Source organism: Xanthomonas sp. WHRI 8393 (assembly GCF_040203315.1).
Lineage (GTDB): Bacteria > Pseudomonadota > Gammaproteobacteria > Xanthomonadales > Xanthomonadaceae > Xanthomonas > Xanthomonas arboricola.
Map to the genome: position 1 here is coordinate 746,234 of NZ_JBEGGL010000002.1, position 11,684 is coordinate 757,917.

Genomic DNA, 11,684 nt, shown 5'->3' on the forward strand with positions numbered 1-11,684 from the left:
GGTGACGGGCGAAGTTCTACGCAGGCCTGCAACTTATCTGTTTCCGTCGCTGGTGATCAGTTGCTTGGTCACTGTGGGAATCTATCAGATCCCTATTGATTATATCAAAGGTATTTTTTGGTTGCTTTTCGCGGCTTGGCAGGTGTTTGTTTTAGACTTGCTGATTGGAATTCGGTTGCCATCATTCGAGCGCTTTCGCGCCTACCGTTACGCCGGCACCCGTGATGCGTTCCTGGTGATGACGCTGGCGGCGGTGGTGACGCTGTTCTGCATCGTGGATGTGGCGCTGTTTCCGATTCCGCTGTTCAGCGATCCGTCCTCGTATGCCACCTTGAGCCCGCTGCGCGCGCATGTGCGGCACATCTCCAACATGTGCTGGATCCTGCCGCCGATCGCGTTGCTGTGCGTGCGCCATCGCGGGCTGCGTGCGGCGATGCTGACGCTGGGATTCGTGTTTCCGATCGTGGTGATCGACCGCAACCGCATCTTTGCGGGGCTGTTTTCGTTCGTGCTGGTGATGCTGTTGCGCCGCGATCCGGCACGTCGCCTGCCGTGGAAGACCATCGGCCTGCTGGCGCTGGCCGGTGGCGGGGTGTTTTCCATCCTCGGCGCATTGCGTTCCGGCTCGCTGGCCACGGTCGCCCTGCCGTTCAGTGCCTTGTATCGCGCCATGCCGCAGGGCGTGCAGTGGTTGCTGCTGTACATCAGCGCCGGGCCGTACAACTTCGGCGCGATCCTGGCCAAGGGCTATGTCAACGCCAGCTTCCTGGTCAATCAGCTGGTGCCGTTCAGTGGCTCGATCGCCACTGCCGGCACCAGCATTCCGCTGGATGCGCCCAACATCAATGTGGGGACCGAATTCTTTCCGTTCCTGATGGCCTGGGGGGCGCCGGGTGCGTTGCTGGCGCTGCTGGCGTTGTATGCAGGGCTGGTGTGGAGCGTGCGCCTGCTCAACCGCTCGCTGTCGATCTTCCATGTGCTGATCTTCCTGCGCATCGCCTATGCCTGCCTGATGTCGCCGTTCGCGCCGCAGGCCTTCACCTGGACCAATTTCGGCTTCGTCGCGCTGTGCCTGGTGTTGCATGCCTGCACGGTGCTGTTGCCTGTCCGCAATGCCGTACCCACCGCTGCTGCGTAATGCGCGGCCGCTCCGCTTCACCCTGTTCCAGAGCCGGTGCACCATGACTCAACACGACGATATCTATCTGATCGACCTGTGGCGCATCCTGCGCCGCGAATGGCGCTGGGCGCTGGCCGCACTGCTGGTGGTGCTTGCATTGACCTTTGCCTTTACCCGCCTGGCCCGGCCGCAGTGGGAGGCCACCGCCTGGATCCAGGTCGGCGAGATTGGCCCCACGCCGGCCGGACGCGACCCCAAGGTCGAACCGTTCCAGCGCGTGATCGACCGCATGAAGACGCGGCTGTTCCAGGATGCGGTGCTGCGCCAGGCCGGCGTGCCGCTGAAAAGCCGCGCTGCGCAGCTGTACCGCGGCAGCCTCAAGCCGGACCCGGACCCGTATGCCAATCTGATCGGGGTGACCATCCGGGCCGAATCGTCGGCGCAGGCGCGCAAGCTGGCGATGGCGACGGTGAGCGCCTTGCAGGGCCTGCACGGCGACACCAACGCCGTGGCGCTCGCACTGGCGCGTACACGCCTGCAAGGCCTCACCGACGATCTGCGCGTGGCTACCCGCAACCGCGATCGGCTGCAGCAGCAGGTGCAGGCCGGGCAGGGCGCCGCCGCGGCCACGCCGGCCCAGGTTCTGGCAGGCGTGCTGTTGACCGACAGCAACACCACCGTGCGCGCATTGAAGAGCGAACGCGACGATCTGATTGCCCGCCTGACCACGCGCTACACCTACCAGACCTCGCTGGCATGGCCGTTGTACGTGCCCGAGCAGCAGGCGTTTCCCAACGCCGCCACCGCCTGGGCCGCCGGCCTGCTCGGCGGGGCGGGGCTGGCGGTGCTGGTGGCGGTGTTGCGCAATGCATGGCGGCGCCGCAGGGTTGCCGCACCGCGCGCTGCCGGCTGATCTGCGCAGCGCCGTGCGGCACGCTGCGCAAGGCTGCCCACGCTGCAACCAAACCGCCGGCGCATGGCACTCACCGGTCAATCAAGCGGTGCCGCGTTGGCGGTATCGCGCCTGGAGAGTGTCGTGAGAACAGTTGGATCGGTATGGGAGGCTGCGCATGTCGGTGGTCAATGAGCATGCGGCGCGCGGTGGCACGGTGGCCCCGGAGCGCTTGCTGGAGACGCAACGCGCGTTCGACAGCGTTGCGCCCGACTACGACGGCCCACGCGGCAACAACGCGCTGATCCAGCGCATGCGCAGCACGTTGTGGGACACCGTCGCGGCCGAACTGCCGGTGGGCTCGCATCTGGTGGACCTGGGCTGCGGTACCGGCCTGGATGCCGGCGAATTCGCACGTCGCGGTTACCACGTGCTGGCCACCGACTGGTCGCCGGCGATGGTCGAGCGCACCCGCCATCGCGCGGCAGCGCAGGGCCTGCAAGAGCGCCTGAGCGCGGCCCATGTCGGCATCCAGCAGCTCGACCAGCTGCAGGGCAGCTTCGACGGCATGTATTCCAACTTCGGCCCGCTCAACTGCGCGCCGGATCTGCCGGCGGTGGCGGCCGAATGCGCGCGTCTGCTGCGCGCCGATGGCTGCCTGGTGTTCTCGGTGATCGGGCGCATCTGCCCCTGGGAAATCGGCCATTACAGCGTGCGCGGGCGGTTCAAACGCGCCGCGGTGCGCGCCGCGCGCGGGGTCACCGCGGTGGGCATGAACGGCCACACCATCTGGACCTGGTACCACCTGCCGCGCGAGTTCTACCGCGCCTTCGCCAAGCACTTCGTCCTGGACCGCTATTGCGCGTTGAGCCTGTTCCTGCCGCCGCCGTACCTGGTGGATTTTTGCGAACGGCATCCGCGCCTGTCCGCGCGCCTGGGCCAGTGCGACGACCGGCTGGGCGGCCTGCCGTTGCTGCGCGACATGGGCGACCACTTCCTGATCGTGATGCGCAAGCGCTGAGTGGAGACGCCGATGTCCATGGCCGATGTCTGTCTGCAGGGCGGGCGCTCGATCACTCTGGCCGGCCCCTCGCGCCCGCCGCTGACCATCCGCGCGGGGCGCTTCGGCGGCACGCTTGGCACGCGCAGCCTGCGCCTGGACCTGCAGGGGCATGTGCTGGCGCCCGGCCTGATCAATGCGCACGATCATCTGCAGGTCAACTGCGTGCCGCCGCTGCCGCAGGGCGCGGCGTTTCCCAACAGCTATGCGTGGATCGAGGCATTCCAGGCGCATTTCCAGCATCCCGAGGTGGCCGCCGCCCTGCGTGTGCCCAAGGCGGTGCGTTTGCGTCACGGTGGATTGAAGAATCTGCTGGCCGGCGTCACCTGCGTGGCGCAGCACGACCCGTGGCACGCCACCCTGGACGAGCCCGGCTTTCCGGTTGGCCTGCTGCGTGAGTTCGGCTGGAGCTATGCGCTGGGGTGGACCGGCTATGGCCCACCGGTGCAGGGCAGCTTTGCCGCCACCTCGCCCGAGCACCCCTGGATGATCCACCTGGCCGAAGGCACCGACGCGGTGGCGGCCGCCGAGCTGGAGGAACTGGATCGGCTCGGTTGCCTGGCCTCCAACAGCGTGCTGATCCACGGCGTGGGCATGGGCGAGTACGATATCGAGCAGGTGATCGCACGCGGCGCGGCGGTGGTGTGGTGCCCGTCGAGCAATCTTGCGCTGCTGGGTCGCACGCTCGACCCCTGGCGCCTGTGCATGGCGGGCCGGCTTGCGTTGGGCAACGATTCGCGCGTCAGCGGTTCGCGCGATCTGCTGGAAGAACTGCGCATCGCCGCCAGCAGCGGCTTGGCCGCGGATCTGTTGCTCGGCCTGGTCACCCATCAATCGGCGCGCATCCTGCGCATGGCCACGCGTGGACGCCTGGCGCCGGGGGCGGCGGCGGATCTGGTGATCGTGCGCGACCGCGGTGGCGACCCGGCCGACAGCGTGGTGGGCTGCACACGTAGCGACCTGCGTGCGGTGATACGTGATGGCGTCCCGCGCATCGCCGACCCGGATTTTGCCGACTGGTTCGACGCTGCAGGCGTCCCGACCGTGCCGGTACTGCTGGATGGCCGGCCCAAGCTGCTCGATGCCACGCTGGCCGATCCGGCGGTGCTGGCACTGGAACCCGGCCTGCAGCGCCTGGCGCAGGCTGCGCACCGGCCCGGCATGGCCATGGCCATGGCCGCCAGCGGTGCGCTGTCGTGAGCGCAGTGCCGACGCTGGAGCCGGCAGCGGCGTATGCGCTGTGGGCGCAGGCGTATCCGCCGCATGCGCACAATCCGGTGATGCTGGCCGAGGAGCGCGCCATGCTCGCGCTGATGCCGAGCGTGTTGCAGGGCCAGCACGTGCTGGATGCCGGCTGCGGTAGCGGCCGCTACATGCTGCATGCCTTGCGGCGCGGCGCGCTGCAGGTCACCGGCGTGGATCTGTCGCCGCAGATGCTGCAGCGTGCGCACACCGAGCTGTCGCAGCACTGGCCAGCGGCGCGGATGCGCCTGCAACAGGGCAGCCTGGAGCAGCTGCCGCTGGACGATGCAGTGGCCGATCTCAGCGTCTGCGGCCTGGTGGTCGGCCATCTGCAGCGGCTGTGGCCGGCGCTGGAAGAACTGCATCGGGTCACCCGCGTCGGCGGCATCGTGCTGTGCAGCGACGTGCATCCGATCGGGCATGCGCTGGGCTGGCGGCGCGACTTCAAGGCCGATGGCCAGCAGTACGCGGTGCGGCATACGCAACATCTCTACAGCCATTGGCATGCGGCCTGTGCGGCGCTGGGGATGGAGATCGAAGCGGTGGCCGAGCCGATGCTGGACCCGGCCGACATCGCGCCCGGTGCACGGTTCGATCAGGCCGCGCTGCAGGTGCCGGTTGCGCTGGTGTTGCGGCTGCGGCGCATCGCGTGAGCGCCGTGGCGGTCATGCTGGCGTGTGCCTGCAGCACCTCGGCCGCGGGCAAGCCTTGCCGCTCGCGCACCGCGCAGTGCGCGGCAAGTAGCGGGATCGCGATTGCAGGCCGTGTAATCCGTGCGTGGTCGCTGTCATGAGCTTGCGGGTGGCGCAACTCAATCTAGTGCCGACGCCGGCCGGCCTGACCGCGGAGCAGGTGTTCGCGCAATGGCCATCGCTGGCCGATATCGCCGAGGCCGTCGCCAGCGCCGGGGTGTGCGTGGCGGTGGTCCAGGCATCTGCATTGAACCTGCGGCTCACCCGCCAGGGCGTGGACTACCGCTTCGTCGAGCTGGGTGCGCGCGGCAGTGCGCAGCGCGCAACGCTGCTTGCGGCGATGCTGCACAAGATCGGTGCCGATGTGGTCCATGTCCACGGTCTGGAATTTGCCGGCGATGCACGTCGTCTCGCGCGCCTGCTGCCGCATACGCCGATCCTGCTGCAGGATCACGCCAACCGCCTGCCGCGCTGGTGGGCCCGGAGTGTGTGGCGGCGTCGCTACGCTGCCGCCGCCGGGATCGCGTTCACCTCGCTGGACATGGCGCATCCGTTCGCACAGGCGCGCCTGTTCAAGGCCAGGACGCAGCTGTTTGCGATTCCCGAATCGAGCAGCCGCTTCTCGCCGGGCGATCGCCTGCAGGCACGCGAGCACACCCGCCTGCATGGCGACCCCTGCGTGTTGTGGGTCGGGCATCTGAGCGCGGCCAAGGATCCGCTGTGCGTGCTCGATGCCGTCGCCCTGGCCGCGCGCGTGTTGCCGGGGCTGCGGCTGTGGTGCGTGTTCGACCAGGCGCCCTTGCTGGAGCAGGTACAGCAGCGCCTGCGCGCCGATCCGTCGCTGGCGCGCTGCGTGCAGCTGCTGGGCAAGGTGCCGCATGCGCGCGTGGAAACGCTGCTGCGTGCCTGCGACCTGTTCGTCTCCGCCAGCCATGCGGAGAGCTGCGGTTATGCCGCAGTGGAGGCGTATGCCTGCGGCACCTTGCCGCTCTTGACCGATATCCCGGCCTTTCGTGCGCTCAGCGATGGCGGCGCAGTCGGCGCGTTGTGGCCGGTGGGCGATGCCTCGGCCCTGGCGGAACTGCTGTTGCGGCTCTTCCGGCAACGCCCCGACCGCGCACAGGTGCGCGCGCATTTCGAGGCACGGCTGTCGTTTGCCGCGGTGGGGCAACGCTGGAAGCATGCGTACACCCGGTTGCTGGCCGCGTCAGGGCGGGGCGCATGAAGCTGGCCCTGGTGGTCCCGGGTGGCGTGGACCGCAGCGGCGAGGTCCGCGTGATCCCGGTGTTCCTGACCCTGATCGAATGGCTGGCGCGCCATCACCAGGTGCATGTGTTCGTGCTGCACCAGGAGCCGCTGCCCGGGACCTGGGCATTGCGCGGCGCCACCGTGCACAACATCGGCGCCAGGCGCACCCGCACGCGCGCGATCGCCGCCATTGCCAGCGAGCACCGGCGTGCTCCCTTCGATGTGATCCAGGCGATCTTTTCCGGCTATTGCAGTCTGATCGCGGTCGCCGCGGCAAGGCTGTTGCGCCGTCCAAGCGTGGTGCATATCGCCGGTGGCGAGCTGGTCGCGTTGCGTGGCATCGGCTACGGCGGCCGGCAGCGCTGGCGCGGGCGTTTACGCGAAGCGGTGATCCTGCGCCTGGCCGACCGCGTCACTGCGCCCAGCGCGCCCATCCTGGAGTCGCTGAAGGCGCTCGGCATCCACGCCCAGCGGGTGCCGCTGGGCGTGGATCTGCGGGCCTGGCCGGCGGCCGCGCCACGTGCACGCAGCGGCGGCATCGCCCGCTTGCTGCATGTGGCCAGCCTCAATCCGGTCAAGGACCAGACCACCTTGCTGCAGGCGATGGCGGCGCTCAAACGCGCCGGTGTCGCCTTTACCCTGGACATGGTCGGCGTCGATACGCTGGATGGTGCCATGCAGCGCCTGGTGCACCAGCTGGACCTGGGCGCGCAGGTGCGTTTTCTCGGTTTCAAGACCCAGCGCGAGTTGCGCCCGATCATGCAGACGGCCGACCTGCTGGTGCTGTCGTCCTTGCACGAAGCCGGCCCGCTGGTGCTGCTGGAAGCGGCGGTCGCCGGCGTGCCCACCGTCGGTACCTCAGTCGGGCATCTGGTCGAGTGGGCACCGGTGTGTGCGCTCGCTGTGCCGCCGGGCGACTGGGCCGGGCTGGCAGAAGCCGTCCGCCAGGTCTTGGCCGACGACGAGTTGCGGCTGCGCCTGGCCTGGGCAGCGCAATGCCGTGCGGTGCGCGAGGACGCGGCGTTGACCACGCGGTTGTTCGAGCAGCTGTATCGGCAACTGTGCGAGGCGCGGCCGCTGCGCTGACTGCGCCTGCAAGGACGCAGCCTGCAGCGGCCACCATGCAACGCGCGTGGTGCATCAACGAGGTTGCCAGGCCGAACGCGGTGACATCCTCGCAAGGACGATCGGCTGAACAAGCAGGCCACTTGCCCGGGCTTGCTACAGGCCTGGAATGGCCAACAAGACGTCGCCAGCGGCCGATGGATGGAGGCTGACGGCGCGCGGAATCGGATATGCGGCTGATACCTGCCGCCTCCGGGCATCGGCCGCGCCGGCGCGGCAGTGAGCGCAGCAGCGTTGTCGGTCGCGCTCAGGCTGGTTGCAGATAGCCGTCCAGCGCTGCACGCACCACATACAGCATGTCGGTGCGCGGCACCGGCCGGGTCAGGCGCGTCATTATCCGGCGCAGCTGGGTCTGCCGCACCCATGGCTGGTCCTGAAGCCACAACTGGGTCTGCAGCATGTCGGCACGTTCCTTGCGGCTCTCGGCCGACGGCACCACCCGTTTGCGCAGGTACTGGCGCGCTTCGCCCAGCGAGCGTAACCATTCGATGCCGGGCAGGGCCGACAACCACAGGTTGGAACACGAAGCAGTGGTCAGGGTCTGGCGAGCCGCACGCATGCGCAGCAGGCGCGGGCAATCGGCCTGCAGCCGCGCCATCACTGCCGGCGGCACCACGCTGCGGTAATAGCGTTGCAACAGCAGCAGCGGCGGCAACGCCCACCACGGCGCCATGGCCGAGTCGTCCCACAACTGTTCCCAGTCGCGCAGGCCCATGCGCGTGGCCAGCAATGCCAGGTCATGCAGATGCATCAGGCGGATGCTGCGCTGGCAGATGCCGCCGGCCGCATGCAGCAGCAGATGGCACATCAGCGCGCCGACCGACGGGTAGGGGTTCAATCCCGGCTGCGGACGCTCCGGCAGGATGCGCGCGGTGATGTCCACGCTGCTCAGCGGCAGGCGTTCCTGGATGCGGGTATGCAGCTCGAGATTGATCGGCGCATCGCGATGCTCGCCCAGTCCCGCAACCGCCTCGCCCTGCAGCGGCTTGAACACCTGGTGCTTCCATTGTTCGAAGGAGGCCACGTAGCCAAGCTCGCACAACAGTGCCGCCGCCACGGGCGCATCCTCCGGCGCCACCAGCAGGTCGATATCGGCCATCGGGCGATCGCCGGGCAGATAGACGCCGAGCCGATGCAAGGCGGTGCCCTTGAGACCGACCAGGGCGATGCCCGCCGCACGCGCCGCCGCGTCGATGCGCGTCAGCAGCAGCGCGATGCGCCGATGGCGGTCTTCGACATGGCTACGTTGCTCGTGCAGGAACGCGGTCCAGTCGGCGTCCTGCCACAGCGAACGGCGTTGCAGCAGCGGCGACACCCCATGCGCGGCCGCCGCGGCCGCGGCCAGCTGCCATTGCAGCCGGTCCCACTGCGGCACCGCCTCGCCGGGCTGCGCCAATTCCCGGGCCAGCCGTTCGGTGGCCGTCTGCAGGCCGTGCTTGATGGTGCGAAGGGAAGGCTGCATGCGGCGGAGATTCCGAGAAAGGCAACGTGATGTCGGGAAGTGAGGTCGGCGGGTTGCGCGTCAGCCGACCAGCACGCTGGCCAACTGGCGCGGTTGGCGTTCGGCAGCGCCGGCAAGCGGCGCGGTGCGATGTTGCCGTTCGCTGGCGATCAAGGCGGACCAGCGCGCTTCCAGCGTGTCCGAGGCCTGTGCAAACGCATCGGCGCCCAGCGTGGCGCGCGCCTGTTGCAGGTCCACCTGCGTATGCAGCAGATCGCGCACGCTGCGGTAGAACTCCGAGTCGTACGCACCATGGAACATCATCGCCAGGTCGTCGCTGTCCTGCCAATGGGTCTTGCCGCCCAGCTGGTTTTTCACCTCTTCGTAGAACTTGGTGCCGGGCAGCGGGTAGGACACGCTGACGCCGATGATGTCCGGGTTGGCCTGCGTCACCAGTGCGCGCGTGGCCAGGATGTCTTCGAGTTCTTCGCCCAGGTAGCCGAGTTGAATGAAGAAGCCCACGCGGATTCCGTGCGCGCCCAGGCGCCGGCGTGCGGCGATCACCTCGCCAACCTCGGTGCCCTTGGTCATTTTGTCCAGGATGCGCTGGCTGCCGCTTTCGGCACCCAGCCAGGCCTCGGCGCAGCCGGCGCGCGCCAGCGCGGCAGCCATGCGCTCGCTGGCCAGGTCGGCGCGGGTCTGGATGGTGAACGGGATCGCGCCATCGGCATCGCTCAGGCGCTGCGCAAAGGTTTCCACCCAATCGATATGGAAGCCGAAGATGTCATCGGCCATCCAGAGGTGATCGGGCTGGAAGCTGCGCTTGAGATGGATCATCTCGGCAGCCACGTCTTCCGCATCGCGGCGCTTGTAGTGATTGCCCCAGATCGGTTTGGCGCACCAGTTGCAGCGGAACGGACAACCGCGCGAGGCGGCCATGTTGAGGCTGAAATAGCCGTGCCGTTGCCGCCAGAACCGCTGATAGCGCGGCATGTCGACCAGGTCCCAGGCCGTCAGGCCGCTCAGGCGCGCGTCCGGCGGTTGTGCGCCACGATGCACGTGTGCTGCAGCAGATGAGCTGACGGCGATACGTGCAACGCCCGCGAGCCAGGCGTCTGTATCGATGATGGGATCTTGTTCGACGCGCGCCACCAGTTCGAGCAGTGGTGCAATGCCTTCGCCGATCAACACCGCGTGCGCGCCGGCAGCCAGAAACACATCCGGGTTGTCGGATGCATCGGAGCCGGCGACCAGCACGCGGCAGCCGGCCGCGCGCGCTTGCCCAATCATCTGGCAAGCCGCTTCGCGCATGCGGCTCAGGCACATCTTGGTGAGGAAGTTGAAGTTGTCTTCGTAGAACACCACCAGATCCGGCTGCGCCTGCTGCAAGGCACCGGTGTAGTCCTGCACATCGTCGGCCAGCATCGCGTCGAACAGGCTCAGCGCATGGCCGCGCTCGCGCAATAACGCGGCAACCTGCAGCGTCGCCAGCGGTGGGTACGGCTTGCCGCGCTCCCATTGCTTAAGGTCGTAACGCAGGAAATACGAATGACTGACCTGGATCTTTAGCATCTGCACAAGGCTCTCGTTCTGTCGCCAGGTGCGCGCAGCGGCGGCGTGCGCAGGCACCGGCATTCGGCTCGGCAGTAGGTGCGGATGCAGGTGGCTTTGGTTGCGCCGATCGGCATGCCGTCGTTGGCGTGCATGGGGCACGCGTGCCGATGTCGATGCGGCAACCTTTCCGTTGCCGTTCGGCACACACCGGCTGATCGATGCAATGGATGGAAAGGCATGCCGCAGTCGGCTGCGTTGGCGCAATTGATGCCGGTGGGCGATGACGCACGCACTGGTGCGCCGGATGCGGTGGCAGTGGCAGCAGATCCGTTCGGCGAACATCGGCCGCGTCGGCAGTGCGTGCGCCGGCAGATCCTCGGCGCACTGTTCCACTTCGAAAGCGACAGCGAGGCGCTGCTGGCATTGGTGGACCTGGCCTACGCCGGCCTGCCCGCGCATCGCCTGCCGGGTGCGTCGGAATTCCATATCACGCTGGATCTGGTGGCGCGTGGTCACGCGGCTTCGAGCGCACAGCCGCCACCGGTGCGCACCCATGCCAGCGGCGGCTTGCTGTGCGGCGTCATGGATGCCTGCAATTACCTGATGCTGTCGGTGCCCGCGCGACGCGCCATGCTGGTGGTTTCCGACGACATGCTCGCCCACGCCTATCACGTGCGTTATGAGCTGATCGAATTTTCGGTGTTCCTGCTGGCGGCACGCGGCATGGGCCTGGTGCCGTTGCATGGCGCCTGCGTGGGGCGCCAGGGACGCTGTGTGCTGTTGCTCGGCGCCAGTGGTGCCGGCAAATCGACCCTGGCGCTGCACAGCCTGCTGCATGGCCTGGACTTCATCGCCGAAGACGGCGTGTTCGTGGCGCCGGAGAGTCTGCTCACCACCGGCGTTGCCAACTTCCTGCATCTGCGCGCCGACGCGCTGGGCCTGGTCGATGCGGACACCCGCGCGTGGATCAGCGCCTCGCCAACCATCCGTCGCCGCAGCGGCGTGGAAAAGTTCGAGATCGACATCCGTCACGGCCGTGCGCAGCTGGCGCGCGCGCCCTTGCAACTGTGTGCGGTGGTGATGCTGTCGGCAATGCCGGCGAGCGATCCCGCGCAGCCATTGCTGGCGATGCCCGCCGAACGCATCGCCGCTTGCCTGGCAAATGATCAACCGTATGCGGCCGGGCAACCGGGCTGGCAGCGCTTTGTCCAACAGGTACAGCGCATCGGCATGTTCACCCTGCGCCGCGGGGCGCATCCGCAGGCCGCGCTGGATGCGCTGCTGCAGGTGTTGCGGTGAGCGCGCCGGCA

General features: G+C 68.1%; 10 protein-coding genes. 8 read left to right on the top strand and 2 right to left on the bottom strand.

Annotated elements, in window-relative coordinates:
• The first annotated feature begins 1 nt into the window (after window position 1).
• The 7 genes from ABQ137_RS09320 (at window position 2) to ABQ137_RS09350 (ending at window position 7,340) form a co-directional block, all read left to right on the top strand.
• Window positions 2-1,138 carry a hypothetical protein gene (locus tag ABQ137_RS09320; protein ID WP_184517110.1) on the top strand — a complete coding sequence of 379 codons (1,137 nt, stop codon included), beginning with the start codon at window positions 2-4 and terminating at the stop codon, window positions 1,136-1,138.
• Window positions 1,139-1,181: 43 nt separating this feature from the next.
• Window positions 1,182-2,033 (top strand): Wzz/FepE/Etk N-terminal domain-containing protein, encoded by an 852-nt coding sequence (locus ABQ137_RS09325; protein ID WP_184517113.1) that lies wholly within the window; start codon window positions 1,182-1,184, stop codon window positions 2,031-2,033.
• A gap of 157 nt (window positions 2,034-2,190) precedes the next feature.
• Window positions 2,191-3,033, top strand: coding sequence for a class I SAM-dependent methyltransferase (locus ABQ137_RS09330; protein ID WP_102253890.1), 843 nt, complete (start codon window positions 2,191-2,193; stop codon window positions 3,031-3,033).
• A 12-nt stretch (window positions 3,034-3,045) separates the two neighbouring features.
• Window positions 3,046-4,272: an amidohydrolase family protein gene (locus ABQ137_RS09335; protein ID WP_349782138.1), complete on the top strand. Its 1,227-nt coding sequence runs from the start codon at window positions 3,046-3,048 to the stop codon at window positions 4,270-4,272.
• Window positions 4,269-4,967, top strand: a complete 699-nt coding sequence (locus ABQ137_RS09340) for a class I SAM-dependent methyltransferase (protein ID WP_047125534.1) — start codon at window positions 4,269-4,271, stop codon at window positions 4,965-4,967. Before ABQ137_RS09335 ends, ABQ137_RS09340 begins: the two co-directional genes overlap by 4 nt.
• Before the next feature lie 136 nt (window positions 4,968-5,103).
• Window positions 5,104-6,231 (top strand): glycosyltransferase family 4 protein, encoded by a 1,128-nt coding sequence (locus ABQ137_RS09345; protein WP_349782140.1) that lies wholly within the window; start codon window positions 5,104-5,106, stop codon window positions 6,229-6,231.
• Window positions 6,228-7,340, top strand: a complete 1,113-nt coding sequence (locus ABQ137_RS09350; protein ID WP_349782142.1) for a glycosyltransferase family 4 protein — start codon at window positions 6,228-6,230, stop codon at window positions 7,338-7,340. Before ABQ137_RS09345 ends, ABQ137_RS09350 begins: the two co-directional genes overlap by 4 nt.
• 286 nt (window positions 7,341-7,626) lie before the next feature.
• On the opposite strand, the gene ABQ137_RS09355 is transcribed toward ABQ137_RS09350, so the two are convergent.
• On the bottom strand, window positions 7,627-8,841 hold the full coding sequence (locus ABQ137_RS09355) for a nucleotidyltransferase family protein (protein WP_349782144.1): 1,215 nt from the start codon (window positions 8,839-8,841) through the stop codon (window positions 7,627-7,629).
• A 60-nt stretch (window positions 8,842-8,901) separates the two neighbouring features.
• Window positions 8,902-10,455, bottom strand: coding sequence for a B12-binding domain-containing radical SAM protein (locus ABQ137_RS09360; RefSeq protein ID WP_349782146.1), 1,554 nt, complete (start codon window positions 10,453-10,455; stop codon window positions 8,902-8,904).
• A gap of 156 nt (window positions 10,456-10,611) precedes the next feature.
• Between ABQ137_RS09360 and ABQ137_RS09365 the strand changes: the two genes are divergently transcribed.
• Entirely contained in the window at window positions 10,612-11,673 is a 1,062-nt protein-coding gene (locus ABQ137_RS09365; RefSeq protein ID WP_349782148.1) for a phosphoenolpyruvate carboxykinase (ATP), read from the top strand.
• Window positions 11,674-11,684: the final 11 nt, after the last annotated feature.